This window comes from Kribbella turkmenica (assembly GCF_004348725.1).
Classification (GTDB): domain Bacteria; phylum Actinomycetota; class Actinomycetes; order Propionibacteriales; family Kribbellaceae; genus Kribbella; species Kribbella turkmenica.
This window is the reverse complement of sequence record NZ_SMKR01000022.1, coordinates 1-25,722: the sequence shown is the minus strand read 5'-3', so window position 1 is coordinate 25,722 and position 25,722 is coordinate 1. Positions and strand designations below refer to the sequence as shown.

The window sequence follows — 25,722 nt, the reverse complement described above, 5'->3', positions numbered from 1 at the left end:
CTCCGGAAGTTTAGCGGATGAGTGCCTCCAAAGAAAAATCGGATAAGCCCCCTCCGCGGCAGGCTCGTGGAGCCGTCCTGGGCGACGTAGTTGTTGCCCTCAGTCACGCTGTCGATCTGGCCGTCGGCGCGCCAGCGGACCGCTGTGTTCACCAGCAAGGTACGCCGGGCGGGAGTTTGCGGGCAGCCGGTTGCGCAACAGGCCACCCGCCGCGAAGCGTGGTCAGATCCCGGTTGTCCGCCGAGTCCGGTGGGCCGGAGCACGGTTCGCGGCGCGCCGGAGACGCCGAAGGAACTGTCGCCGCGAAGGGGTGTCCTTCGGCGGTTCCAGCCAACCGAGGTCAGCGCTGGGGGTCGTCGCTCATGACCGGCTCAGGGAGGGAGCCGGCGTTCCACTCCTCGATGCGCCAGCGGTGGTTGCGGCTGGGGAGCAGGGAGACCCAGTTGCAGTTGGAGAGGCCGCCGAAGGCGGGCCAGTGGTCTTGCGGGATGCCAAGGAAGACGCAGATGCCGACACGGGCGGCGAGCCCGTGCGTGGCGACTACGACCGTGTCCGAGGAGCCGCCCTGGTCGGCGATCCGCTCGAGTGCCGCCGAGAAGCGCAGGGCGACTTCTTCGACGGTTTCGCCTGCGGTGCCGCGGCGCTGGGGTTCGCCGGCGCGGATGCGGGCGGCGGCCTCGGGGTGGATGGCGGCGAGCTCGGCCATGGTCATGCCGGCCCAGTCGTCGACGTCGATCTCGCGCAGGGCTTCGTCGTACTCGACCTTGAGGCCGGTGAGGGCGGCGAGCTCGGCGGCGGTGGCGGCGGCGCGCTGCAGGTCGCTGGCGAACAGCCGCGTCGGGGCGAGCGAGGCCAGCCGGGCGGCGGCGGCGCGGGCCTGGGAGATGCCGACGTCGTCGAGGGGGATGTCGGCCTGGCCCTGGATCTTGTCCTGCAGGTTCCACTCCGTCCGGCCGTGACGCCAGACGATCAGGCGGCCTGCCGTCATTCTGCGGAGGGGATCGGCGAGGGCAGCGGGATCGACGGGCAGTCGCGCCAGAGCCGCTCGAGGGAGTAGAAGCTGCGCTCCTCGGAGTGCTGCACGTGGATGACGATCTCGAGGTAGTCGAGCAGCACCCAGCGGCCTTCGCGAGCGCCTTCGCGGCGCACCGGCTTGGCGTCGAAGTCGACCCGGAGCTTCTCCTCGACGGCGTCGACGATGGCGCGGACCTGGCGGTCGTTGGAGGCGGACGCGACCAGGAAGGCGTCGGTGATCGCGAGTTGCTCCGAAACGTCGAACGCGAGGACGTTCTCGGCCTTCTTGTCGTGCGCCGCCTCGGCGGCCGCGGTGAGCAGCTCGATGGCACGTTCGCTGGCTGGCATGTGGTTCCTTCTAACGGTTGGTGTAGAGCTCACGCTTGGCGATGTACTGGACGATGCCGTCGGGTACGAGGTACCACGTCGGGTTCCCCTTGGCGACCCGCTCTCGGCACTCGGTGGACGAGATCGCCAGCGCGGGCACCTCGAGCAGGGTGATCCGGTCCATCGGCAGTTTGTCGAGCGGGAGCTCGAGGCTCTCGGTGCCGGGCCGGGTACAGCCGACGAACTGGGCCAGTTTGAACATCTCGTCCACGTCGCGCCAGGTGAGAATCTGGGCGAGCGCGTCGGCACCGGTGATGAAGAACAGCTCGGCGTCCGGGTACAGCTTGGACAGGTCCCGCAGGGTGTCGATCGTGTACGTCGGCCCCGGCCGGTCGATGTCGACCCGGCTGACCGAGAACCTCGGGTTCGACGCGGTGGCGATGACCGTCATCAGGTAGCGGTCCTCGGCCGGCGAGACCTTCCGCTCCGACTTCTGCCACGGCTGGCCGGTCGGGACGAAGATCACCTCGTCCAGGTCGAAGTACGACTGCACCTCGCTCGCGGCGACCAGGTGCCCGTGGTGGATCGGGTCGAAGGTGCCGCCCATCACGCCGAGGCGCCGGACCCGCTCCACAGATGCCACGTCAGCTCGTCAGGCCGCTCAGCTGTGCGGCCGGCCCTTGCCCATGATGACGGTGACGGCCAGCAGCAGGACGAGCACGAACAGGGAGAACCCCCCGTACCACCACGGCGAGATGTGCGCAGCCTCGGAGGCGGCCTCTTCGACAGCCGCGAGCAGCGGCAGCAGGTGCGTTTGCATGCCTCAGAGCCTATCTCGTGTCCGCCGGCAGGAGCGCGACCGGGCGCCCGGCGGGCTCACCGGTCGCGCGGGAGCCGGGGTCAGCTGTGGCGGATGTGGCGGATCAGCAGCCGGCGCCAGACGGACGGAACGGCGGCGGCGCGGTTGTACCGGGCGGCGGCGCGGTGCAGCTCGTCGATATGGGCACGGGCGACTTCGGGGGTGATCATGATTCCTTCACTGGGTAGTACGACGATATCGGGACGGATCATCCCGACACCACACATTCTACGCCGAACACGCCCAATGGGCAACGAATTGAAGGTAGACTAAGCCGCAGACCTACGAATCTGTGGCAGAGGGGGAGGTGGACGCCGATGGACACGATCGACCGGCAGCTGATCGAGGTACTCCGGGCGAACGGCCGGTCCAGCTGGGCGGAGCTCGGCCGTGTCGTCGGGTTGTCCGGTCCGAGCGTCCAGGAGCGGGTCCGCCGGCTCGAGGAGCGCGGAGTACTGCTCGGCTACCGGGCCGTGGTCGCACCGGACCAGGTCGGCCTGGGCACGAGCGCGCTGATCGGGCTGTTCCAGCGCGACGACGTGGAGACCGACGACATCGTCGACCAGGTCCGCGAGATCGCCGCGGTCGAGGACTGCTGGTTCGTCGCCGGCGACCAGGAGCTCGTGGTGAAGGTCCGGGTCCCCGACGTCACCGAACTCGAAGCGGTCGTCGGATCACTGCGCCGCGTCAACGGCGTGGTCCGCACGCGAACGACGGTCGTCCTCTCGACCCGCTGGGAGGGCCGCCCGGCCCCGCTCCCTGACCAGCACTAGGACGGAGGCCGCACGCGGCAGCGCGGCCGCCACCGGACCAGCACCTCACGAGCATGCCCGTACGTCAATGACCCGCCTTGAGCCACCCGGGAAGTTCCACCGCCAGCGCATGACAGAGTGAGTTCCCAATAGGAATCTTTTGGCAGAGCTAGCGTGGTGGCGACCGGATTGGGGGACGACGTGCGGCGGAACAGCTTCGAGCCCGAGCCGGACTGCGCGATCGCGCAGTCCCTCGGCGTGATCGGCGACGGCTGGGAGCTGCTGATCGTCCGGGACCTCGCCCGCGGCGTCGGCCGGTTCGACCGGCTCGCCGACTCGCTGGACATCTCCCGCAAGGTGCTGACCGAACGCCTGGCCGGCCTGCTCGGCAGCGGGATCGTCGAGCGGTCGGCGTACCAGGAACGGCCTACGCGCTACGTCTACCGCCTCACGCCGCGCGGCCGTGCCCTCCTGCCGGTGCTGGTCGCGCTCCAGGACTGGGGTGACCGCTGGCTTCTCGGCGACGGCTCACTCACGGGCACCAACAGGGAGGACGAGCCGCCGGCCCGCCGGATCCATCAGCTCACCGGGCGCCGGGTCCCCGAGGTCGCCCTCCCCTCCACCGCGGGTACGACGCTCGACGTGGTGGACGCCGACGCCCGCGCGACGATCCTGTTCGGCTACCCGGCGACCGGTCGGCCGACCCCGTTGCCCGACGGCTGGAGCGACATCGCCGGAGCCAGCGGCTGCACGATGGAGAACCGCCTCTTCGCCGCCCGGTACGACGAGTTCCGCGCACAGCGACTCGCGGTGCGCGGAGTCAGCACGCAGCGCCCGGACGAGCAGCGAGCGTTCGCGGCCACCGAGGAGATCCCCCATCTCCTGCTGTCCGACCAGGAGCTGGAGCTGGCCGCCGCACTCCGGTTGCCGACCTTCCGGGCGGGTGGGTACGAGCGGTTGAAGCGAGTCGTCCTCGTGGTCGGCCCGGATCGCGTCGTCCAGGCGGTGCGCTACCCGGTGACCGACAGCTCCGCAGCCGTCGACTGGGCCCTCGGCGTATGACCGAGGTCGAGGTGTGGTGGGGCCGGATCGATCAAGTGCGCGAGGAGTACGCCGACGACCTCGACCCGGTCGAGGCTCAGCGGATGAACGCGTACGTCCGGGCGGACGACAGCGCGCGGTTCCTGCTGGGATGCACGATGGTGCGGAGCGTGCTGGCCAGACGATTCTCGTTGCCAGCAGCAAGTATCCGTCTGAATCGGACGTGCCCGGAGTGCGGCGGGCCGCACGGGAAGGTGCGCGCGGACGGCGTCGAGTTGTCGGTGACGCACGCCGGCGACGTCGTGGGCGTCGCCGTCGGCGATGCGCCGCTCGGGCTTGACGTGGAGCAGGTCGACCCGACGATCGACGTCGACGGTCTGGCGAGACTCAGCCTGTCCGAGCAGGAACGGGACGCGCTCCCCCAGGACGACCCCGGCGCCCGGGCGCGGGCGTTCACCGCGTTGTGGACGCGCAAGGAGGCCGTCGTGAAGGCCACCGGCGACGGAATTCGGACGGACCTGCGGACGATCACGGGTCCGCCGGCCGGATTCCATGTGATGGACGTGACCGTCGATCGAGGCTACGCGGCGGCTCTGGCAGTCATCTCACCCGAGCCGCCCGACGTGCGGACGTTCAGGTTCGGATCTGGCCCTCGCCGGTGACGACGTACTTGGTCGACGTCATCTCCGGCAGGCCCATCGGGCCGCGGGCATGCAGCTTCTGGGTCGAGATGCCGATCTCGGCACCGAAGCCGAACTCGCCGCCGTCGGTGAACCGCGTGCTGGCGTTGACCACGACCGCCGCCGAGTCGACAGCCGCGACGAACCGGCGGGCCGCGGCCTGCGAGCGGGTGATGATCGCGTCGGTGTGACCGGAGCCGTAGCGCCGGACGTGCTGCACCGCGGCCTCCAGCGAGTCGACCACGGCAGCAGACAGGTCCAGCGAGTTGTACTCGGCGCCGAAGTCCTCCTCGGTCGCCGCGACGACATCCTTGCCAGCGGCAACCACAGTGGGGTCGCCGTGAACCGTGACGCCGGCCTCCGCCAGCGCCGGCAGCGCCCGCGCCAGGAACTCCGGCGCGACCGCCGAGTGCACCAGCAGGGACTCGGCCGCGTTGCAGACGCTCGGCCGCTGGGTCTTCGCGTTCAGCAGGATCGTCAGCGCGAGCTCGAGGTCCGCCTCCGCGTCCACGTAGACGTGACAGTTGCCGACCCCGGTCTCGATCACCGGAACGGTCGACTCGGTGACCACGGTCTGGATCAGCCCGGCCCCGCCGCGCGGGATCAGGACGTCGACCAGTCCGCGCGCCTGCATCAGTTCCTTCACCGCGGCCCGGTCCGTCGGCACCCCCTGGACCACGTCGGCCGGCAGTCCGGTTTCCGCGGCGGCGCCCCGCAGTACGCCGACGATCGCTTCGTTGGACGCGGCCGCCGAGGACGAACCGCGCAGCAGCACCGCGTTCCCCGACTTCAGGCAGATGCCGGCCGCGTCGGCGGTCACGTTCGGCCGGGCCTCGTAGATGATCCCGACCACGCCGAACGGCACCCGGACCTGGCGGAGCTCCAGCCCGTTCGGCAGCGTATAGCCGCGGACGACCTCACCGACCGGGTCGGTCAGCCCGGCGAGCTCCTCGAGACCGGTGGCCATCGCGTCCACGCGGTCCGGGTTCAGCGCCAGCCGGTCGACCGTCGACTCCGGCGTACCGGCTTCACGCGCGGCCGCGACATCCTTCGCGTTCGCCGCGACGATGATGTCCGTGTTCGCCCGCAGCGCCGCCGCCATCGCGTGCAGCGCGGCGTCCTTGGTCGCCCGGGAGGCCTCCGCCAGCGCGTACGACGCCTCGCGCGCCCGGCGGGCCAGCTCGATGATCTCGCTCACCTTCCCTATCGTAGGGCGCTGTCCCACCGGTCCACGCGGGCGTCTCAGCCGGCAACCCAGTAGGTGCGGATGTTGGTGAACTCGCGCAGCCCGTGGCCGGCCAGCTCACGGCCGTAGCCGCTCCGCTTCGTCCCGCCGAACGGCACCCGCGGGTCGGACGCGACAACCGCGTTGACGAAGGCGGCTCCCGACGTGATCCGCCGGGCCAGCCCGACGCCCCGCGCGGGATCGCCCGTCCAGATGCTCAACCCCAGCCCGTACTGCGTCGCACCGGCCAGCTCGGCCGCGTGGTCGGCGTCCCGGGCCACCGCCACCGCGGCGACCGGCCCGAACGTCTCCTCGTCGAACACCGGCATCCCCGGAGCGGTCCCGGTCAGCACGGTCGGCTCGAAGAAGTACCCGGGACCGCCGATGCTCGCACCGCCCGTGGCCAGCTCAGCTCCGGCCGCAACCGACTCGTCCACCTGCCGCTTCAGCGCGGCCCGCAGGTCGTCGCGGGCCAACGGGCCGACTGCGGTCCCGCGATCGGTGGGATGCCCGACGACGAGTTCCCTCACGCCCTGGACGAACCGGTCGACGAACTCGTCCGCGAGCGCATCCTCGACGATGAACCGCTTCGCGCAGACGCAGCTCTGCCCGGAGTTCGTGAACCGTGCCCGGACCGCCGCCGCGGCCGCGGCCTCGACATCCGCGTCGGCGAGGACCACGAACGCGTCCGAGCCACCCAGCTCGAGCACTGAGCGCTTCGACACCCGGCCGGCGGCCGCGCCGACCGCGGACCCTGCCCGGTTGCTGCCCGTCAGCGTGACGGCCGCGATCCGGTCGTCCGCGATCAGGGCCTCGATGGTCGCCGGTACGTCGGGCTCGTCCACAACCAGCGCGCGGACCAGGTGCTGCGGGAACCCGGCGGCCCGGAACAGGCGCTCGATCGCGAGCGCCGACCCGGTCACGTTCGGCGAGTGCTTCAGCAGCACCCCGTTGCCAGCGGCAATCGTCGGGACGGCGAACCGCATCACCTGCCAGAGCGGGAAGTTCCACGGCATCACCGCGAGCACCAGCCCGATCGGCTCGTACGAGACCCAGGCCCGGACTCCGTCGACCGTGACCGGCTCGTCGGCCAGGATCGCGCCGCCCTCGGCCGCGTAGTACTCGGCGGTGACGGCGGACTTGTCCACCTCGCCCTCGGCCTCGCGGATCGGCTTGCCCATCTCGGCCGTCAGCAACGCGGCGAGCGCGTCCTTTGAGCCACGCAGTTCCGCGGCGAGCCTGGTCAGCGCCGCCAACCGCTCGCCCACCGGTACCCGGCCCCAGGACGCGGCCGCCGCGGCGGCCTGGACGACGACCTGCTCGAGCTCGGCCGGTGTCATCGCGTCGTACGTCGCCAGCGTCTTCCCGGTGGCGGGGTCGATCGTGGTGATCACCGGGCGCTCAACCCGCCGCGGTCGCTGTCCGAGAGATGCTCGAACGTCTCGCCGGTCGCGGTCATCGTCCGGGTCACGTCACGGCCGCCGTACACCCAGTAGATCCGCATCGGTGTGCTGCCCCGGTTGAGGAACCGGTGCGGTACGCCGGCCGGCACCCAGGTCGCATCGCCCGCGACCAGGTCGAACTGCTCGCCGTCGATCTCGGCGATCGCCTCGCCCTCGAGGATCAGCACCGATTCCTCCACGTTGTGGCTGTGCAGCGGAAGCCCGGTGCCCGGGGCGAAGACCGTCTGGCCGGTGGTGATGCGGTTGGTCTCGGAGTTCCAGCGGCCGACGTACGGCAGGGTGACGACACCGTTGCCGCGGTCGAACGGCTCGATCTCGCCCGGACGGATCAGCAGGTTCATCGAGGGTCCTCGGCAGAGTGGTGAACACGACGAGTGGCCAGGGTGTTGGCCTGGCTGCCCGGTACGACGTGCTCGGCGACGGCCTCGCGCCATACCTTGAAGTGCGGTGCCTGGCGATGCGCCTCGACCGCCGCCTCATCGGCGTACAGCTCGTACAGGGTGAAGTGGTGGTCGTCGGCGGTGTCCTGGCCGACGTCGAAGTACAGGCAGCCGGGCTCGTCGGTGAAGGACCGCTCGGCCTGGGTCCGGATCGCCTCGACGAACTCGGCGAGATGCCCAGGGACCACCTGGAGGGAGACGGTGAGGCTGATCATGCGGCGAGTTCCTCCGTGGGGGGCAGGTCGACCTGGGTCTCGGCGGCGAGCGTGACCAGGCTCGTCCAGGTGGTGGCGGTCAGGGTGATTCCGGCGGTGGCATGCTCGGCGAAGTTCTGGTCCTCGAGCTCGCCCGGGACGAGGATCCGGTCCGCCCAGGGCGCGGTCTCGGCCGAGTGGGTGGCGTCCACGAGAGCTTCGACGCGGTCGGCGTACGCCGCCGGGTCGGCCATCGCGGCGACGTCGATCGTGAGCAGCAGGTGGCCGACGCCACTCGGCGCGTCGCGCTGGTAGGGGCCAGCGACCCCGGCGCCGAACGCGCTGCCGGTCAGCACGCCGGCCAGGACGTCGAACATGAACGACATCACGTAGCCCTTGGGACCGGCCATCGGCAGGATCAGGCCGTCGATCGCGCGCCGGGGATCGGTGGTCGGGTTGCCGTCGGCGTCCGCGGCCCAGCCCGCCGGGATCTCGGTCCCGCGCTCGGCCGCCAGGTAGACCTTGCCACGGGCAACGGCCGTGTTGGCCAGGTCCATCACCACGGTCCCGTGCCGGCCGGCCGGCGCCGCGATCGACCACGGGTTGGTGCCGATGCTCTTCCGCCTGCCGCCCCAGGGGGCCATCGCCGGGCTGGCGTTGGTGCAGAGCAAGGCGACGCAGCCCTGGTCCGCGGCTTTGCGGGTGAAGTACGCCGCCGTGCCGAAGTGGCCGGAGTTGCGGACGCCGACCGCGCTCACGCCGTACTCGCGGGCCCGTTCGACGCCGAGCGAGATCGCGTGGTCGGTGATCACCTGGCCGATGCCGTCGCCACCGTCGAGGACCACGAGCGCGCCGGTGTCACGAACGCGCTCGATCCTGGTGACTCGCGCTGTCGCGCCGCTGCGCAGACGGGCGACGTACCAGGGCAGCCGGAGCATGCCGTGGGAGGCGTGCCCCCACAACTCGGCGGTCACCAGGGTGTCGGCGAGAAGCCGGGCGTCCGGCTGAGGAACGTCTTCGGCGCGCAGGACGTCCGTGGTGAACGACAGCAGCGCGTCCGGGCGGATCCGCTGGGCCGGCGCCATCCGCTCCTCCGATTCTGGCGGTTACGATGACACGACCTACGGAAGCATACTTGTATACAAGTGTGCAAAGGAGAGACCGGATGACGGACAAACTACGGCGCGCCTCCGGCGGCCAGGTCGTCTACGCCGAGCTGAAACGACAGATCCTGTCGCTCGAGCTGCCTCCGGGCCGGCGGTTGTTCGAGCCCGAGCTCTCCCAGCAGCTGCAGGTGAGCCGGACGCCGCTGCGGGAGGCGCTCCGGCTGCTGCTCGCCGAGGACCTGGTCGACCAGCTGCCGACCGGCGGGATGGTGGTGCGGTCACTGTCGGCGCAGGAGATCGACGAGCTCTACACCGTCCGGGCGTGCCTGGAGGGGCTGATGGCCGCGGAGGCGGCCGAGCTGATGACGGATGCGGGCGCCGAGGCGCTCACCCGGCTGGTGGCGAGGAACGAGCGGCTGGTCGAGTTCGCCGAGGACGCGATGAACGCCGGGCACGACTTCCATCTCGAGATCGCGGAGATCGCCGCGCACGGGTGGGCGCGGCGGCTGCACCAGCAGGTGGACGGGCAGATGGCGCGCTACCGGGCGTTCACGAACCAGTCGCAACTGCGCCGGACGGCCGCGCTGGCGGAACACCGCGGCATCCTCGACGCGCTGGTCACCAGGGACGCCGCCCGGGCGCGCGAGCTCGCCGAGGCGCACGTCCTCACCGCCCGCGACACAGCTCTGAACGCCATCACCGAACGCCTCCCGTAGGCCCCGCCCAGGCCGCTTCCCCGACGACCCCGCCCCGGGCCGGCACTTTCCCGGGCGCTTGGACATCCCGCCGGGGCCTTGAACAGGTTATTACGTGTGGCAGGCCCCCGTTTCCTGTTCAAGGCCCCCACTGTGAGCAGCCGGGCGGCGGGGTGGGGGTTACCGCCGGAGCAGGCGGTAGCGGCGCTCCGGCCGGCCGGCGACGCCGTAGCGAGGCCGCATCTCCGCCCGGCCGATCGTCACCAGGTGTTCGAGGTAGCGACGCGTGCTGCTGCGCGACAGCCCGGTCACCGCCGCGCAGTCGCTCGCGGACATCCCGTCGTCCGGCGCGTCCCCCAACGCCTGCACGACGAGATCCGTCGTCTCCGGGCTGATTCCCTTCGGCGCGGTCGACGGCCCCCGACTCCCCTGCGCCCGGAACACCCGGTCGACCTCCGCCTGGTCGATGTCCGTCAACCGCTGGAGCTCGGCCCGATGCTCGGCGTACTCCGTCAGCTTGCTCCGGAGCGACTCGATCTCGAACGGCTTCACCAGGTACTGGAACACGCCGCCGCGCAACGCCGTCCGCAGACTGTCCAGATCACGCGCGGCGCTGATCACGATCACGTCGACCGGATAGTCCGCCGACGACTCGCGGAACCGGCGCAACACTTCCAGACCGCTCATGTCCGGCAGGTGGATGTCGAGCAGGACGAGATCCGGCCGCAGCGCCCGTACGGCGCCCAGCGCCTCGGTACCGTTGCGCGCGGCACCGACCACCTCGAAGCCGGGCTGCCGCGACACCACACTCGAGTGCAGCCGGGCCACCATGAAGTCGTCGTCGACGACCAGCACCTGGATCATGTCCGCACCGCCGGGGCGAGCATCGGCAGGGTCGCCACGAACACGGCGCCCGCGTCGTTGTGCACCGTCACGTCGCCGCCGCGCTTGCGGCAGATCACCCGCACCAGCGCCAGCCCGATCCCGTGCTCGCCGGACTCGCTGTTCTTCGTGCTGAACCCGTGCGCGAACACCCGGTGCTGCATCGCGCCGTCCACGCCGGGACCGGAGTCCCGGACCTGGATCCGTACGGCGCCGTCGCGCTCGAGCACCTGGACGGCGACGAACGGATCCGGACCACCGGCAGCGGCGTCCAGAGCGTTGTCGACCAGGTTGCCGAGCACCGTCGAGACGTCGGTCGCGAGCCGCTCGTCCAGCCGCGGCAACAGGCTGCCCGGCTCGATCTCGAAGGTGACGCCGCGCTCCACGGCCTGCGAGGACTTCGCGATCAGCAGCGCGGCGACCGCGGGGTCCGCCACCCGCGCCGTCACACCGGCGGTCAGCTCGGTCTGGTCAGCGGCGACCTGCTGGATGTAGCGCAGTACCTCCTCGTACTCACCCAACTCGACGAGGCCGCTGACGATGTGCATCCGGTTGCTGAACTCGTGGGCCTGCGCCCGCAGGGTGTCGGTGGTGTTGCGGGTGAGGTCGAGCTCCCGCTGCAGCTCCAGCAGCTCGGTCCGGTCGCGGAAAGTGGCCACCCAGCCGATCTGACGGCCGTGGCTGCGCACCGGCATCCGGCTCAAGGTGAGCACGCGGCCGTGCAGCGGCAGGATCTGGTCGGTCGTCCGCTCGGGTCCGTCGAAGATCTCCAGCAGCCGGCCGGTGCCGTCCACCTCGCCCAGCGCTTGCCCGGCCGAGGCCAGCGGGATGCCGAGCAGGTGCGCGGCCTGGTCGTTGACCATCGTGATCCGGCGCTGCAGGTCGACGGCCAGCACGCCCTCCTTGATGCCGTGCAGCAGGGCCTCGCGCTGCTCCACCAGCCCGGTGATCTCGCGCGGCTCCAGCCCGAGCGTCTGGCGTTTCACCGTTCTTGCCAGTAGCAACGACCCGGCCACGCCGAGCAGGCTGGCGATGCCGAGATAGGTGAGCAGGTTGGGCAGCGCCTCCCGCAGGTTGGCCAGCAGTGACGGGTACTGCCGGCCGACCGCCACGACACCGTCGGTCTCGCGCGTGCCGACGTTGATGATCGGCGCCATTGCCAGCGCCGCGCCGGTGTCCTCGTCCTGCCCGATCCACGAGCGGCCCAGGAAAGCGTCGGTCGCCTGCACCCGCGCGGTCGTCATCTTGGGCAACGGATCGGACGAGGCGATGATCCGCCGGTCCCGCACCGCGACCAGGACGTACGTCGAACCCGAGAAGCTCGCGCCGGACGTCACCGTGGACTGCGCCTGGCTCAGGAAGGCAGGCGCCCCGTTCGACGCGGCCGCCACGCGGACGCCCGAGGTGACGGCCAACTGCTCCGCCACCGCGAGCGCGCGGCGCCCTTCGGTGTCGCGGAAGCGCGCGTTGGACTGGGCCAGCGAGACCGCCGCGACCCCGACGAGGACGACGAGGACGATCAGCAACTGCATGGCCAGCATCCGCCCGGCCAGCGTCCATCGACGCCGGCCCAGGAGCAGTCGCCACCTCGCCGTCACGGCTCGATTGTGCTAGCCGACGGCCGGATCGCGCCATCTTTGGCGTGAGCACAATGAACACAACGCACATTGCGTTCACAACGGTGACACCCTCACCGCGCCCACGGCACGCTGACGGCGACCGCACCACCGCAGAACCATCCAGCCCAAGGAGACCGCCGTGAAAGCACGGACGTGGTTCACCAGCATCGCCGCCGTACTGGCGGTCGCCCTCGCGGCCACCAGCTGTGGCGTCAGCGCCGACGACAACGCTTCCGGCGGCACCGGCCCGGTGAAGGGTCTGCGCATCCTCGTGCCGAACTCCCCCGGCAGCGGCTACGACACCACCGCCCGGGCCGCGGCCAAGGCGATGCAGGACGCCGAGCTCACCGACACCGTCGAGGTGTTCAACACCGCGGGCGCCGGCGGCACGGTCGGCCTGCAGCGGCTGGTGAACGAGAAGGGCAAGGAAGACATCCTGATGCAGATGGGACTCGGCGTCGTCGGGGCCGTCTACACGAACAAGTCGAAGGCCACGCTGCAGGACACCGTGCCGATCGCCAAGCTGATCGAGGAGGCGGAGGCGATCGTCGTCCCGAAGGGGTCGCCGTACACCAGCCTGGACCAGCTGGTCACCGCCTGGAAGGCGGACCCGGGCAAGGTGCCGGTCGGCGGCGCGTCGAACGCGGGCGGCCCGGACCACCTGACCCCGATGCTGCTGGCGAAGGCCGTCGGCGTCGAGCCCAAGAGCGTCAACTACGTGCCGTACGACGGCGGCGGCGAACTGCTGACCGCGGTGCTCGGCAAGAAGGTCGCGTTCGCCGCGACCGGGATCGGCGAGGTCGCCGAGCAGGCCAAGACCGGCGACGTCAAGATTCTCGCGGTCACCACCGAGAAGCCGGTCGAGGGCATCGACGCACCGACGCTGAAGAGCCTCGGCGTCGACCTGGTCTTCACCAACTGGCGCGGGATCGTCGCGCCGCCGGAGCTGTCGGACGAGAAGAAGCAGCAGTTCGTCGACCTGCTGACCAAGATGCACGACTCGCCGCAGTGGAAGCAGACGCTGGCCGACCAGGGCTGGGCCGACGCGTTCCAGACCGGCGACGAGTTCAAGACCTTCCTCACGTCGGAGAACGACCGGGTCGCGGGCGTACTGCGGGAACTGGGTCTCGTGGCCTGATGAGCACTCCGTCCGCGAGCACCACCCGAGGCCCGTCGACGCAGGGCCGCTCCGAGCTCGGAGTGGCCCTCCTGCTCCTGGTCCTCGGCGGCTGGGCCGTGGGCGACGCGCTCCGGCTCCCCGACGTCCAGGCCCGCGGGCCGGTCGACGCCAAAACGATCCCGCTGGCCGTCGGGGCGCTGCTGATCCTGACCGCTTTACTGCTCGCCGTCGACGTCCTGCGCGGCGGCCGCGGCGAGCAGGAGGCCGGCGAGGACGTCGACCTCGGTCACGGCAGTGACTGGAAGACCCTCGGCCTGCTGACGGCGGCGTTCGTGGCCAACATCCTGCTGATCGACCGGCTCGGCTGGCCGGTGTCGGGGGCGGTGCTGTTCTTCGGCACCACCTACGCGCTCGGCAGCCGGCACCCGGTCCGCAACGCGATCATCTCGATCGCCTTGTCGGTCGGCACCTGGTACCTGTTCAATCTCGCGCTGGGCATCGCCCTTCCGGTCGGCATCCTCAAGGGAATCCTCTGATGGACGCACTCACCGACCTGCTGAACGGTTTCGCCACCGCCGCCCACCCGACCAATCTGCTGTACGCCTTCGTCGGCGTCCTGCTCGGTACGGCGATCGGCGTGCTGCCCGGGATCGGGCCGGCGATGACGATCGCGCTGCTGCTGCCGCTGACGTACTCACTCGAGCCGACCCAGGCCTTCATCATGTTCGCCGGCATCTACTACGGCGGCATGTACGGCGGCTCGACCACGTCGATCCTGCTGAACACACCCGGTGAGAGCGCCTCGGTGATCACCGCGATCGAAGGCAACCGGATGGCCCGCGCGGGCCGAGGTGCCGCCGCGCTGGCCACGGCCGCGATCGGATCGTTCGTAGCCGGCACGATCGGCACGCTCTGCCTGGCCCTGCTGGCGCCGCAAGTGGTGAAGCTGGCCATCAAGATGGGCGCGCCGGACTACTTCGCGGTGATGGTGCTGGCGTTCATCGCCGTCACCACCGTGCTCGGCTCGTCGAAGGTCCGCGGCCTGGCCGCGCTGGCGATCGGGCTGCTGATCGGCCTGATCGGAATCGACCCGACCTCCGGTCAGCAACGGCTCACGCTGGGCATCCCGGAACTTGCCGACGGCATCGACGTGGTCGTGGTCGCGGTCGCCCTGTTCGCGGTCGGCGAGGCAATGTGGATCGCCGCCCACCTGCGCCGTACCCCGGTCGAGATCATCGGAGTCGGCGCCGCCCGGATGAACCGGAACGACTGGCGCCGGTCCTGGAAGCCCTGGCTGCGCGGGACCGCGATCGGTTTCCCGTTCGGCGCCGTACCGGCCGGTGGCGCGGAGATCCCGACGTTCCTGTCGTACGTCACCGAGAAGAAGCTGACCAAGCACCCCGAGGAGTTCGGCAAGGGTGCGATCGAGGGCGTCGCCGGTCCCGAGGCGACGAACAACGCGTCGGCCGCGGGCGGTCTGGTTCCCCTGCTCACGCTGGGAATCCCGACCACCGCGACCGCCGCGGTGATGCTCGGCGCCTTCCAGGGCTACGGCATCCAGCCAGGCCCGCGGCTGCTGGAGACGCAGCCCGAGCTGGTCTGGGGTCTGGTCGCCAGCCTGTTCATCGGCAACGCGATCCTGCTCGCGCTGAATCTGCCGCTGGCGCCGATGTGGGCCAAGCTGCTGCGGATCCCCCGGCCGTACCTGTACGCCGGCATCCTGTTCTTCGCCAGCATCGGCGCGTACGCCGCGAACCTGTCCACGTTCGACCTGTGGCTGCTGCTCGTCCTCGGCGCGCTCGGCTTCGGCATGCGCCGCTTCGGCCTGCCGGTGGTGCCGGCGATCATCGGCATCATCCTCGGCCCGACCGCCGAGGAGCAGATGCGCCGCGCCCTGCAGATCAGCGACGGCCAGCTCAGCGGCCTCTACAACACCTGGTTCTCCAAGGCCGTGTACGTCGTCATCCTGCTGGTCGTGGTGGTCCCGCCGATCGTCGGCCGGCTCCGTACGCCGAAGAAGACCAACGAACCGCAGCACGCCGAGAAGGGGGAGTAGCCGTGGCGATCATCGTCGGATACGTGCCGACCAGCGAGGGCATGGCCGCTCTCGACAGTGCGATCGAGGAGGCCAGGCTCCGGGACCAGCGCCTGGTGGTGGTCAACTCCAGCCGCGGCGAGGCGCTGGTGGACAAGCGGTTCGCCAGTCACGAGCAGTGGGATTCGGTCGAGGACCGGCTGGCCGGCTCCGGGGTCGAGCACGAGCTCAAACAGCTGGTCGAGGGCAAGGACGCGGCCGACCAGATCCTCACGCTCGCGCACGAGATCAACGCCGAGCTCATCGTCATCGGCCTGCGCCGCCGCTCAGCTGTCGGCAAGCTCCTGATGGGCAGCCAGGCACAGACCATCCTGCTGCAGGCCGAGTGCCCGGTCCTGGCGGTCAAACCCTAGTGTCCTGACCCAGGACGCTAGAGCAGCACCAGGTCGTCGCGGTGGACGACCTCGCGCTCGTACGCGGCACCCAGCTCCCTGGCCAGCTCCCGGGTCGAACGGCCCAGCAGGTCGGGGAGCTCGGTCGCGTCGTAGTTGACCAGTCCGCGGGCGACGACCACTCCTGCCGGGGACACCAGGTCGACCGGATCCCCGGCGGAGAAGGTGCCTTCGACACCCGAGATCCCGGCCGGCAGCAGCGACGTACGGCGTTCGGTCACCGCCCGGACCGCACCTTCGTCCAGGCGCAGGCGGCCCTGGCCCGAGGTCGCGTGCGCGAGCCAGAGCAGACGGGTCTTGCGGCGACGGCCGGTCGGGTGGAACAGCGTGCCGACCGGCAGTCCCTTCAGCGCCTCGCCGACCCGGGCGGCCGAGGTCAGCACGACCGGAATCCCTGCCTCCGTGGCGATCGCGGCCGCCTCGACCTTCGTCTGCATGCCGCCGGTGCCGACTCCCGACGATCCGGTCCGGCCGATCCGCAGCGGCTCGAAATCCTTCGGCCCCCGGACGTCCGCGACCATCGCGGTACCAGGTTTACGCGGATCCCCGTCGTACAGGCCGTCGACGTCCGACAGCAGCAGCAACAGGTCCGCGTGCACCAGGTGGCTGGTCAACGCGGCCAGCCGGTCGTTGTCACCGAACCGGATCTCGGTGGTCGCCACCGTGTCGTTCTCGTTGACGATCGGTACGACGCCAAGCTCGAGCAGGCGCGCGAACGTCCGGTACGCGTTGCGGTAGTGACTGCGCCGGGTCACGTCGTCGACCGTCAGCAGCACCTGCCCGACGCGCAGGCCGTGGGCCGCGAACGCGTCGCTGTAGCGAGCCATCAGCAGGCCCTGCCCGACGGACGCGGCCGCCTGCTGGGTGGCCAGGTCACGCGGCCGCGAGCGCAGGCCCATCGGTGCCAGGCCGGCCGCGATCGCGCCCGACGAGACGAGCACGACCTCGGTGCCCTCCACCCGGCGCGCCGCGATGGCGTCGACGAGCAGCCGGAGCCGTTCCAGGTCGATCTTGCCGCGCTGGGTCAGCGACGACGAGCCGACCTTCACCACGATCCGCGTGGCCTGCAGGGCCTCCGCGCGATGTTTCATCAGGTGTCAACCGTTCTGGTCGAGTTCCTTCTGAGCTTCGAGCCCACGCGCTTCCTTGCGCGCCAGCTTCTCCGCCTTCTCTGCCGCTCGCTTGGCCTCGGCCGGGGACAGATCGACCTCGTCCTCGACCCAGCCCTGCCCGTACTCGGACCGGTCCGTCACCAGCTCACCGGACCGGTGGGCGTGGTACTCCGTGTCCTTCTGCCTGCGCCGCTGCGCCGCCGGACGTGGCTCCTCCAGCCGGTGGTCCTCACCACGCCGGGCCAGGATCTCCGCACCGGCCTGGACCTCGGGGGCGAAGTCGAACACGATCGCGTTCGGGCCGTCGCCGATGACGACCGCGTCGCCCTCGACCGCACCCAGCTCCAGCAGCTCCTTCTCCACCCCGAGCCGGTTCAGCCGGTCGGCCAGGTAGCCGGTCGCCTCCGCGTTCGCGAAGTCGGTCTGCTTCACCCAGCGCTCGGGCTTCTCGCCCTGCACCAGCCAGCCGCCGTCGTCCGGCAGCTTCTTCACCTTGAACTCAGGACCGCCCTGCACCTGCGGCCGGATCACGATCCGTGTGGTGTCGGGCTTGTCCGCCTCGGCCCGGCGCTGACCGACGATCTCGGCCATCGCGAACTTCAGCGCCTCCAGGCCCTCGTGGCTCGCGGTCGAGATCGGGAACACCCGCAGCCCGCGCTCCTCGAGCTCGGCCTGCACCATCTCGGCGATCTCCCGGGCGTCCGGTACGTCGATCTTGTTCAGGGCAACGAGTCGCGGCCGATCCTGGAGCCCGCCGTGCGCCCGCAGCTCGGCCTCGATCGTGTCGAGATCGCTGAGCGGGTCCCGGCCGGGCTCGTACGTCGCGCAGTCGATCACGTGCACCAGCGCGGCGCAGCGCTCGACGTGCCGGAGGAAGTCGTGCCCGAGCCCACGTCCCTCGCTCGCTCCCTCGATCAACCCGGGTACGTCCGCCACCGTGAACGTGATGTCACCGGCGACGACCACACCGAGGTTCGGGATCAGCGTGGTGAACGGGTAGTCGGCGATCTTCGGCCGGGCCCGGCTGATCGACGCGACCAGCGAGGACTTGCCGGCGCTCGGGAACCCGACCAGGCCGACGTCCGCGACCACCTTCAGCTCGAGGACGAGAGTGCGCTCCTCGCCGTCCTCGCCGAGCAGCGCGAAGCCGGGCGCCTTCCGCGAGTTGCTCGCCAGTGCGGCGTTCCCGAGGCCGCCCTTGCCGCCCTGGGCCGCGACGAACTCCGCGCCAGGGCCGACGAGATCCGCCAGCACCTCGCCCTCCGGCGTACTGATCACCGTGCCGTCCGGAACCGGCAGGACGACGTCGGCGCCGTTGCTGCCGGCCTGGTGGTCACCCTTGCCCTGGGCACCATTCGTGGCGGTGCGGTGACTGGACCGGTGGTAGTCGACGAGCGTGGTGGTGTCCGGGTCCACGCGGAGGATCACGCTGCCGCCGTCACCGCCGTTGCCGCCGTCGGGGCCGCCGAGCGGCTTGAACTTCTCCCGGTGCACCGAGGCGCAGCCGTTTCCGCCGCGGCCCGCGGTGACATGCACCGTGACCCGATCGACAAAGCTGGGAATCGCCATCGGTGCTTCTCTACTTCCTGTCGGTCCTACGTCCCCCGCGCCGAGCGGAGCGAGGTCTCCATCCACCCGCCCCGAGCGGGACGGGTTCCTGTCCGTCCCCCGCGCCGGGCGAAGCGAGGAGGAGCGGGGCTTGTGGTCTCCTCTTACATAGCCGAAGGGCGGGTGCGCGGTATTCCGCGACCCGCCCTTCGACAGAGCTTGAAATACGTCCGGGTGGCGGGATTACTCCGCCGGGGCCGGGACGATGTTGACGACGCGGCGACCGCGCCGGGTGCCGAACTCCACCGTGCCCTCGGCCAGCGCGAACAGGGTGTCGTCCCCGCCGCGGCCGACCAGGTTGCCCGGGTGGAAGTGCGTGCCCCGCTGGCGGACGATGATCTCGCCGGCGTTGACCAGCTGACCGCCGTACCGCTTCACGCCGAGCCGCTGCGCGTTGGAGTCACGACCGTTACGGGTCGACGCCGCTCCCTTTTTGTGTGCCATGTCTGGATCAGCTCACTTCTTCTTAGCGTCGATCGCGGTGACCTTGACCTGGGTGTAGTGCTGACGGTGCCCCTGGCGCTTGCGGTAACCGGTCTTGTTCTTGTACTTGAGGATGTTGATCTTCGGGCCCTTGGTGCGGCCCAGGACCTCGGCCGAGACGGCCACCTTCGCCAGCGCGGCCGCGTCGGACGTCACGGTGTCGCCATCGACGACGAGGACTGCGGGCAGCGAAACCGTGTCGCCGACCTGGTCCGTCAGGCTGTCGATCTCGATGACATCGCCGACGGCGACCTTCTGCTGGGTGCCGCCACTGCGCACGATCGCGTACACCGTGGATCTCACTCTCTGCTGGTTCGGAAGTTCAGTACGGCGTGTGACGGTGTGAGAACCACGCGAGGAAGCGTTCCTCACACACTTACACACTGCCAACACAAGGGCGGCGCGCACCTGGCGCACCGATCTGCAAGTTTACAACGCTCGGCTTGCAAACTGGAAATCGGCTCAGTGACCGGCCGACACCAGGTCTTCGGACGCCACGGCGGCGTGGTTCTCGGCACCAGCGGCGTCGCTGTCCGCCTTCTTCGAACGACTGCGCCGGCGCCTGCTGGGCTTCTGCACACCGTTCTGCGCCGCGTTACCGCCGTCCGTGGGGGCCGGGAAACCGGTCCCCTCGGGGCTGACGTGCTGCTCGGCCTCGGCGGACACCGGGTAGCCGGTCGGCTCCGGCGTACCGGACTCCTCCGGGGCCACCTGCTCGTCCCCGATCGCCGGCTCGTCCTTCTTCGCCGTCGCCGCGGCGATCTGGGCCAGCCGCTGGACGGCGTCGCCGTTGTGCTGCGGGGTCTCCGGCTCGGTCTGCTCCTCCTCGGAGCGGCCCTTGCCCCGGCCCCGGCGGCGGGAGCCCTTGCGGCCGCCCTCGCCGTCCTGCGCGGCCTTCTGGTCCTGGCCGCCGCCGTTGCCGCCGCCGTTGGCCCCGCCGTTGCCGCCGCCGCGGCTGTCGCGCCGACGGGACTCCTTCGGCTCGTCGTGCAGGATGAGACCGCGGCCGCCGCAGTGGTCGCAGTTCTCGCTGAACGCCTCGAGCAGGCCGGTGCCGATCCGCTTGCGGGTCATCTGGACCAGGCCGAGCGAGGTGACCTCGGCGACCTGGTGCTTGGTCCGGTCCCGGCCAAGGCACTCGACCAGGCGGCGGAGCACGAGGTCGCGGTTCGACTCCAGCACCATGTCGATGAAGTCGATGACGATGATGCCGCCGATGTCGCGGAGCCGGAGCTGCCGGACGATCTCCTCGGCCGCCTCCAGGTTGTTCTTGGTGACGGTCTCCTCGAGGTTGCCGCCGGAGCCGGTGAACTTGCCGGTGTTCACGTCGACGACCGTCATCGCCTCGGTCCGGTCGATGATCAGCGATCCGCCGGACGGCAGCCAGACCTTGCGGTCCAGGGCCTTCTTGATCTGCTCGTCGATCCGGAAGTTCGCGAAGACGTCACCGTCCCCGGTCCACTTCTCCACCCGGTCGGCCAGATGCGGAGCGACGTCGGAGACGTACTCGCGGACCTGGTCGTAGGCCTCCTCACCGGAGATCACCAGCTTGGTGAAGTCCTCGGTGAACAGGTCGCGGACCACCCGGATCAGCAGGTCCGGCTCGCCGTGCAGCAACTGCGGGGACTGGCCGTTCTTCGACTTCTTGTCGATGTCGGTCCAGTACTTCTGCAGCCGGCTGACGTCGGCCGTCAGCTCGTCCTCCGAAGCACCCTCGGCGGCGGTCCGGACGATCACGCCGGCCTCGTCCGGGACGATGTCCTTGAGGATCGTCTTCAGCCGGTTGCGCTCGGTGTCCGGCAGCTTGCGGCTGATGCCGCCGTTGCCGCCGCGCGGGACGTAGACGACGTACCGGCCGGGCAGGCTGATCTGGTTGGTCAGCCGGGCGCCCTTGTGACCGATCGGGTCCTTGGTCACCTGGACCAGCACCGACTGGCCGGACTTCAGCACCTGCTCGATCTTCCGCGGGCCGTTGGCCCCGCCGAGCGTGGCCCAGTCGACCTCACCGGCGTACAGCACGGCGTTGCGGCCCTTGCCGATGTCGATGAACGCGGCCTCCATGCTGGGCAGCACGTTCTGCACCCGGCCGAGGTACACGTTGCCGATCAGCGAGACCTGCTCCTCCTGGGCGACGTAGTGCTCGACCAGGACGTTGTCCTCGGAGACGGCGATCTGGGTCAGGTCGCCCCGGGCACGGATCACCATCGTCCGCTCGACCGACTCGCGCCGGGCCAGGAACTCGGCCTCGGTCACGATCGGCGCCCGGCGGCGGCCGGCGGCGCGGCCCTCACGGCGGCGCTGCTTCTTCGCCTCCAGCCGGGTCGAACCCTCGACCGCGGTGATCTCGTTCGCGGTGTTCTTGCTGCGCGGCTCGCGGACACGGACGACGGTCTCGTCCGGGTCGTCCGGCGACGCGGCGCTGTCCTCGCCCTTGCGGCGACGACGCCGGCGGCGGCGCCGGGTCGAACTGCCCGAGCCCTCGCCGTCCTCGCCGTCGTCGTCGGTGTCGGCCGCGGCGTCCTGCTCGTCGTCGGCGCCGGACTCGGCGTCGCTCTCGTCGTCGTCGCCTTGCTCGTCGGAGCTGTCGTCGGCCCCGTCGGCGTCACCGGACTTGCGGCGGCGACGGCCACCGCGGCGACGGCGGCGGCGACGGCCGCCCTCGCCGCCCTCCTCGCCGTCCTCGGACTGAGCGTCGGACTCGGCGTCCTCGGTGGTCTCGGCGACCGCTTCCGCGGCCGCGGCCACCGGCTCGGCGCGCTCGGCGGCGACCTCCTCGGCGTCCTTGGTCCGGCGGTTGCGCCGGCGGCGGGTGGTGGTCGGCTGCTCGTCGACCCCCGGCTCGGCCGTGGCCTCGTCGGGCTGCGGGGTCGCCTCGACCGGGCTGGTCGACGCGGCCTGCGCGGGCGCCTGCGCCGGTACGTCGGGTGCCTGGAACAGCACCGCGGCCGCGGCCGGAGCCCGGCGCCGGGTCCGCCGCTGGGGCGTCTCGTCGGTCTGCGCCGCGTCGGTCCGCTCGGTCTCGGCGGCCGGGGTGGCACCCTCGCCCGCCTGGATGACGCCGTCGGCGCGTCCGGCCGACGCCGTCGAGTCCTCGGTCGAGGTGTCCGCGGCACGAGCGCGGTTGCGGGAGCGCCGGCCGCGCGAGCCGGTCCCCGCCTGCGCCGAGTCAGCCTGCGCGGCGCCGGAGTCGGCCTGCGCGGCCCCGGCGTTCGCCTGGGCCGCGTCGGCGGTGCCGGGCGCGGTCTCCGCGTCGGCGACCGGGCCGTCGGACACCGGGCTGTCGGTGGTCATGAGGCCCTGCGTGGCCGACTTCTTGGTGGTGCGCTTGCGGGCGGTCTTCTTCGCCGGTGCCGGGGCGCTCTCGACCACCGGGCCGGCGTCGGCGGTGGACGTCTCCGGCGCGCCGAAGATGGGAGCCGCCTCCGCCTGCTCCGGGAGCGCGTCCTGGGCGGCGGCCTGCTTCGCGGTCCGCTTGCTCGCGGTCTTCTTCGCGGCGGTCTTCTTGGTGGCGGCGGTCTTCTTGGCCGCGGTCTTCTTCGCGGCCGCCTTCTTGGCGGCGGCCTTCTTCACCGGGGCCGGGTCGGCGGTCTCGCCGTCGGACTGGGTGGGGACGTCCCCGGCGGCGGCGGTCTTCCTGGCCGTCCGCTTGCGCGTGGTGGTCGTCTTCTTCGCAGTGGCAGCCTTGTTCGCGGTCCTGCCGGCGGTGGGCTGCTCCTGGGCGGGTGCGGCCGATTCGGCTGCTTCGGTGGTCGGCTCGTTGTCGAGCATGTGGTGCGGTCTCCTCAAGCCCTGCGGCGCATCCTGCGACCCCTGTCACGGGTCCGGCGCTGCCACCTGGGCGGTCACGGTTCGCCTCACCCGGCATCGGTGCCGGGCGGCGGAAGCCTGCTGGATCCGCTCCGCCCGTGCTCAGGGCTCGGAGGGAGCGGCGGCGTCGCCCTCCGCTGGATGCGTCTGGTGGTCGTCCGCCTGGCCGGTCGCGGTCGCCTGGGTGGCGTCGCGGTCACGAGCGAGCGGGTCGTCCACCGTGCCGGAGGCCGCGATGAGCGGGCCCTGGGCGAGCCTGGTCAACAGAGCCGGGCCCGTCACCGGGAGCGTCGCTACGTCGAGCACGCCGGCGAGAACGTCGTCGGGTCTCACGGCCGGGGTTCCGTGCCGTAACACCACTTTTAGTATCGCACACGTCTCAACCGGCGCCGGTTCGTGCGCGACGGTGAGTCGCAGAACGGCGTCCCGACAGTCGAACGAGCGAAGTCCCCGTTTGGTCATGCGCTCGACCAGAATTTCCTCCCGGGCGAGAAAGGTCTCCACCGCGGCGGACGCGGCGTCCGATTCAACGCCTGGCAGCGCGATCAGCCACTCGCTCGCCTCCAGCCGGTCGGCCAGTGAGCCGGGCCCGGCGACAACCACCTCGAGCACGTCCAGTCCCGGCGGCAGAGCCGCGTCCAGGGCGGCCCGGACCTGCTCGGCGTCCCGCTCGTGTGTGAGCGAAATCTCCAGATACTCCGCTTCCGAGGCGGCCCCGGTCGGCGCGGCACCGGCGTACGAGATCTTCGGGTGCGGGCTGAAGCCGTGCGAGAACGCGACCGGCAGGTCGGCCCGGCGGACGGCGCGCTCGAACGCCCGCTGGAAGTCCCGGTGTGAGGTGAATCGCAGCCGCCCCCGCTTGGCGAACCGGACCCGCAGTTTCTGAACCGCGGGAAGTTGCTGGGAAGGCGGTGCTTGAACAGGTGCCACGAGGCCATTGTCCCAGACGCCCTCTCAGCCGCCCCGAGAACGGCGAACACCACCGAGACCGCGGCCGGGAAGCGATTGCCGCCGTACCAGGGCGTCGGTGTCAGGGCTGGGCGGACGACGTGCCGGTCAGGTAGAGCGCCCAGCCGAGGAGGCCGAAGGCGACGGTGCTGAGCAGCACACGGACCAGGTTGAAGCTCTGCCACCGGGCCTCGTCGAAGGCCGCCCGGGCCGCGGCGACGTCGATCGTCTCCGGGTCGCCGGCCGCCTTGAGCGCGTCGTTCATCGGGACGTTCACCGCGACCGTGACGATCATCGTGACCAGGTACAGCGCGAAGGCCACCGCGATCCAGGGCAGCGCCTTCTCCTTCAGGCTGAGCAGACCGGCCAGCAGCGTGAACACCAGCGCTCCGAGGAAGCCGAGCCCGAGGAACAACGGGTTCAGGATGGCCCGGTCGACCGCCTGGAACGCGCCCACGAAGGTCTTGTCGTCGACCTTCGCCAGCCCGGGCATGAAGGCGTTCGAGTAGATCGCGTAGATCCCCGCCATCAGTCCCGTGGTCATCGTGGCCGCCAGCAACGACGCCACCCGCAGTCCGTTCATCTCACCCTCCAGTACGACGGGATTATCCCGCACCGAAAAACTAGGGCACTGGGGAGTGGACGGACATGTCACCGAGACTCACAAGCATGTCTGCGAAGCTCACAGCCGCGAGCATTGTCCGGTCCGGGGCCCGGAGACCCGGTTCGGGGCCTCCAGGTTGACCGGCGCCGGCGCGTTGCCCGAGCACCTCAGCGGCCCGCCGATCGTGTTCCCGGCCAGTACGGCGGCCTCCACCGTCCGCGACCTGGTCACGGACACCGGCCCGTCGACCGTGGTCCCGATCGCGACCAGACTCCGGGTCACCCCGTCGGCACTGACCGGGCCGTCGACCCGGCTTCGCAGCAGGTGCAGATCGGCCGCACCCTCGGCGCGGACCGGGCCGGTCACCCGGCTGTCCGTCGCCACGACCGACGCACCGGGGCCGACGAGTAGTGGCCCGTTGACAGTGGCGCCGGACAGACAGGTCACGCCGGACCGGACGGACAGCGGGCCGTTCCGGACGCCGGTGACCGTGGTCGTACAGACAGGGGCGGGACGCAACAACGTGACCGCGAACCGGCGCGGCGTACCGATGTTGCCGGAGGCATCGATGGCGCGGTACTCGACCAGGTGGCGGCCGTACCCGGAGGGGACGTCGTCCCACGGCACCACCCGCGGGACGCCGAGCTTGCCGTAGACGAGCTGGTCGATCTCGGTCCCCTCGGCGGTGAACCGGAACGGCGCGGACGCGTCCGTCGGCCAGCCGAAGTAGTTGTACCAACCGTCCCCGTCCACCCGGAACTCGGGTACGACGTACCCGGCGCTGTCGTCGGTGGCGGCCAGGCCCATCGTGAACGCGTCGTTGTAGACGTACTCCGGCCCGGTCGGCTTGGTCGCCGCCAGCAGCGGCTTCGACAGCGTCGGCGTGACCACCGGCTCGACCCCGTCGACCGACCACGTCAGCGTCTGGGAGCCCGCGGTCGCGGTCAGCGTGTGCCGGCCGGTCAGCTTCAGCGGCTCGAGGTCGAAGTCCCGGTCGTTGCCGGGGTTCGCGACCGGCTTGCCGTCCAGCGCCCACGCGATCGGCGGCTGCGCGGTGGCGGACTGGGTCGTCTCCGCGTACACGACCTCGTCGGCGCTGACCGGGTGCTCGGTCGACGTCGAGCCGGTGAAGGAGACCGGCTCGTCCGACGGCGCGGCCGTCAGCGTGCTGCCGACGGTCCACGAGCGCGACGCGGTCGGCCGTACGGCGGGATCGCGGACGAACGGGGTCGGGTCGACGATCGTGGCCGTCAGCG

Annotated in this window: 27 protein-coding genes and 1 pseudogene; 8 read left to right on the top strand and 20 right to left on the bottom strand. The window is 70.9% G+C overall.

What is annotated here, in order from left to right; translation table 11 throughout:
• Window positions 1-340 precede the first annotated feature (340 nt).
• The 5 genes from E1218_RS07445 to E1218_RS37730 form a co-directional block, all read right to left on the bottom strand.
• Entirely contained in the window at window positions 341-988 is a 648-nt protein-coding gene (locus E1218_RS07445; protein ID WP_132317635.1) for a histidine phosphatase family protein, read from the bottom strand.
• Window positions 985-1,362, bottom strand: a complete 378-nt coding sequence (gene rsfS, locus E1218_RS07440) for a ribosome silencing factor (protein WP_132317633.1) — start codon at window positions 1,360-1,362, stop codon at window positions 985-987. The genes E1218_RS07445 and rsfS overlap by 4 nt, the downstream gene beginning before the upstream one ends.
• Before the next feature lie 10 nt (window positions 1,363-1,372).
• Entirely contained in the window at window positions 1,373-1,984 is a 612-nt protein-coding gene (gene nadD, locus E1218_RS07435) for a nicotinate-nucleotide adenylyltransferase (RefSeq protein WP_132317631.1), read from the bottom strand.
• Window positions 1,985-2,002: 18 nt separating this feature from the next.
• Window positions 2,003-2,161: a hypothetical protein gene (locus tag E1218_RS35925; protein WP_165949158.1), complete on the bottom strand. Its 159-nt coding sequence runs from the start codon at window positions 2,159-2,161 to the stop codon at window positions 2,003-2,005.
• Between the two features lie 80 nt (window positions 2,162-2,241).
• Window positions 2,242-2,370 carry a hypothetical protein gene (locus E1218_RS37730; RefSeq protein WP_267900275.1) on the bottom strand — a complete coding sequence of 43 codons (129 nt, stop codon included), beginning with the start codon at window positions 2,368-2,370 and terminating at the stop codon, window positions 2,242-2,244.
• Window positions 2,371-2,517: 147 nt separating this feature from the next.
• Here E1218_RS37730 and E1218_RS07430 point away from each other — a divergent pair, with 147 nt between their 5' ends.
• The 3 genes from E1218_RS07430 (at window position 2,518) to E1218_RS07420 (ending at window position 4,655) form a co-directional block, all read left to right on the top strand.
• On the top strand, window positions 2,518-2,973 hold the full coding sequence (locus tag E1218_RS07430; protein ID WP_132317629.1) for an Lrp/AsnC family transcriptional regulator: 456 nt from the start codon (window positions 2,518-2,520) through the stop codon (window positions 2,971-2,973).
• Between the two features lie 156 nt (window positions 2,974-3,129).
• Window positions 3,130-4,014, top strand: a complete 885-nt coding sequence (locus tag E1218_RS07425; protein ID WP_233712074.1) for a winged helix-turn-helix transcriptional regulator — start codon at window positions 3,130-3,132, stop codon at window positions 4,012-4,014.
• A complete protein-coding gene (locus E1218_RS07420) occupies window positions 4,011-4,655 on the top strand; it encodes a 4'-phosphopantetheinyl transferase family protein (protein WP_132317627.1) in 645 nt (214 codons plus the stop codon). Before E1218_RS07425 ends, E1218_RS07420 begins: the two co-directional genes overlap by 4 nt.
• Here E1218_RS07420 and E1218_RS07415 read toward each other — a convergent pair.
• The 5 genes from E1218_RS07415 to E1218_RS07395 are packed head-to-tail and all read right to left on the bottom strand — an operon-like array spanning window position 4,627 to window position 9,080.
• On the bottom strand, window positions 4,627-5,871 hold the full coding sequence (locus E1218_RS07415; protein WP_132317625.1) for a glutamate-5-semialdehyde dehydrogenase: 1,245 nt from the start codon (window positions 5,869-5,871) through the stop codon (window positions 4,627-4,629). The two genes, E1218_RS07420 and E1218_RS07415, sit on opposite strands and share 29 nt — an antisense overlap.
• A 44-nt stretch (window positions 5,872-5,915) precedes the next feature.
• On the bottom strand, window positions 5,916-7,292 hold the full coding sequence (locus E1218_RS07410) for an aldehyde dehydrogenase family protein (RefSeq protein WP_132317623.1): 1,377 nt from the start codon (window positions 7,290-7,292) through the stop codon (window positions 5,916-5,918).
• Window positions 7,289-7,702, bottom strand: coding sequence for a cupin domain-containing protein (locus E1218_RS07405; RefSeq protein ID WP_132317621.1), 414 nt, complete (start codon window positions 7,700-7,702; stop codon window positions 7,289-7,291). The genes E1218_RS07410 and E1218_RS07405 overlap by 4 nt, the downstream gene beginning before the upstream one ends.
• Window positions 7,699-8,016 carry a putative quinol monooxygenase gene (locus tag E1218_RS07400; protein WP_132317619.1) on the bottom strand — a complete coding sequence of 106 codons (318 nt, stop codon included), beginning with the start codon at window positions 8,014-8,016 and terminating at the stop codon, window positions 7,699-7,701. Before E1218_RS07400 ends, E1218_RS07405 begins: the two co-directional genes overlap by 4 nt.
• Window positions 8,013-9,080 (bottom strand): Ldh family oxidoreductase, encoded by a 1,068-nt coding sequence (locus tag E1218_RS07395; protein WP_132317617.1) that lies wholly within the window; start codon window positions 9,078-9,080, stop codon window positions 8,013-8,015. The genes E1218_RS07400 and E1218_RS07395 overlap by 4 nt, the downstream gene beginning before the upstream one ends.
• A gap of 80 nt (window positions 9,081-9,160) precedes the next feature.
• Here E1218_RS07395 and E1218_RS07390 point away from each other — a divergent pair, with 80 nt between their 5' ends.
• Window positions 9,161-9,817 carry a GntR family transcriptional regulator gene (locus E1218_RS07390; RefSeq protein ID WP_132317615.1) on the top strand — a complete coding sequence of 219 codons (657 nt, stop codon included), beginning with the start codon at window positions 9,161-9,163 and terminating at the stop codon, window positions 9,815-9,817.
• Window positions 9,818-9,976: 159 nt separating this feature from the next.
• On the opposite strand, the gene E1218_RS07385 is transcribed toward E1218_RS07390, so the two are convergent.
• Together E1218_RS07385 and E1218_RS07380 are read right to left on the bottom strand one after the other, a co-directional pair.
• A complete protein-coding gene (locus tag E1218_RS07385; protein ID WP_202865823.1) occupies window positions 9,977-10,660 on the bottom strand; it encodes a response regulator in 684 nt (227 codons plus the stop codon).
• The gene (locus tag E1218_RS07380) at window positions 10,657-12,276 is read right to left on the bottom strand and encodes a sensor histidine kinase (RefSeq protein WP_202865822.1); all 1,620 of its coding nucleotides are present in this window, start codon (window positions 12,274-12,276) and stop codon (window positions 10,657-10,659) included. The genes E1218_RS07385 and E1218_RS07380 overlap by 4 nt, the downstream gene beginning before the upstream one ends.
• 160 nt (window positions 12,277-12,436) lie before the next feature.
• Between E1218_RS07380 and E1218_RS07375 the strand changes: the two genes are divergently transcribed.
• Genes E1218_RS07375 through E1218_RS07360 form a run of 4 tightly spaced genes read left to right on the top strand, consistent with a single transcriptional unit; the run spans window position 12,437 to window position 15,865 of the window.
• Window positions 12,437-13,435 (top strand): Bug family tripartite tricarboxylate transporter substrate binding protein, encoded by a 999-nt coding sequence (locus E1218_RS07375; protein WP_132317613.1) that lies wholly within the window; start codon window positions 12,437-12,439, stop codon window positions 13,433-13,435.
• Entirely contained in the window at window positions 13,435-13,953 is a 519-nt protein-coding gene (locus tag E1218_RS07370; protein WP_132317611.1) for a tripartite tricarboxylate transporter TctB family protein, read from the top strand. Before E1218_RS07375 ends, E1218_RS07370 begins: the two co-directional genes overlap by 1 nt.
• The gene (locus E1218_RS07365) at window positions 13,953-15,473 is read left to right on the top strand and encodes a tripartite tricarboxylate transporter permease (RefSeq protein ID WP_132317608.1); all 1,521 of its coding nucleotides are present in this window, start codon (window positions 13,953-13,955) and stop codon (window positions 15,471-15,473) included. The genes E1218_RS07370 and E1218_RS07365 overlap by 1 nt, the downstream gene beginning before the upstream one ends.
• A gap of 2 nt (window positions 15,474-15,475) precedes the next feature.
• Complete coding sequence (locus tag E1218_RS07360; protein ID WP_132317606.1) at window positions 15,476-15,865, top strand: universal stress protein; 390 nt, start codon at window positions 15,476-15,478, stop codon at window positions 15,863-15,865.
• Between the two features lie 17 nt (window positions 15,866-15,882).
• Here the strand turns inward: E1218_RS07360 and proB are convergent, their stop codons facing one another.
• From proB to E1218_RS07320, 8 genes and pseudogenes are all read right to left on the bottom strand, one after another.
• Window positions 15,883-16,995, bottom strand: a complete 1,113-nt coding sequence (gene proB, locus E1218_RS07355; RefSeq protein WP_132317604.1) for a glutamate 5-kinase — start codon at window positions 16,993-16,995, stop codon at window positions 15,883-15,885.
• Between the two features lie 6 nt (window positions 16,996-17,001).
• Window positions 17,002-18,585: a GTPase ObgE gene (obgE, locus tag E1218_RS07350; protein WP_132317602.1), complete on the bottom strand. Its 1,584-nt coding sequence runs from the start codon at window positions 18,583-18,585 to the stop codon at window positions 17,002-17,004.
• Between the two features lie 222 nt (window positions 18,586-18,807).
• Window positions 18,808-19,068 (bottom strand): 50S ribosomal protein L27, encoded by a 261-nt coding sequence (gene rpmA / locus E1218_RS07345; RefSeq protein WP_132152713.1) that lies wholly within the window; start codon window positions 19,066-19,068, stop codon window positions 18,808-18,810.
• A gap of 12 nt (window positions 19,069-19,080) precedes the next feature.
• Window positions 19,081-19,398, bottom strand: a complete 318-nt coding sequence (rplU, locus tag E1218_RS07340) for a 50S ribosomal protein L21 (RefSeq protein ID WP_132317692.1) — start codon at window positions 19,396-19,398, stop codon at window positions 19,081-19,083.
• 171 nt (window positions 19,399-19,569) lie between these two features.
• Complete coding sequence (locus E1218_RS07335; protein WP_132317600.1) at window positions 19,570-22,875, bottom strand: Rne/Rng family ribonuclease; 3,306 nt, start codon at window positions 22,873-22,875, stop codon at window positions 19,570-19,572.
• A gap of 141 nt (window positions 22,876-23,016) precedes the next feature.
• A complete protein-coding gene (locus tag E1218_RS07330) occupies window positions 23,017-23,844 on the bottom strand; it encodes a TIGR03936 family radical SAM-associated protein (protein WP_132317598.1) in 828 nt (275 codons plus the stop codon).
• 100 nt (window positions 23,845-23,944) lie between these two features.
• Window positions 23,945-24,445 carry an anthrone oxygenase family protein gene (locus E1218_RS07325; protein WP_132317596.1) on the bottom strand — a complete coding sequence of 167 codons (501 nt, stop codon included), beginning with the start codon at window positions 24,443-24,445 and terminating at the stop codon, window positions 23,945-23,947.
• A 99-nt stretch (window positions 24,446-24,544) separates the two neighbouring features.
• Window positions 24,545-25,722: pseudogene (locus E1218_RS07320) on the bottom strand (M64 family metallopeptidase); the annotation flags it as partial.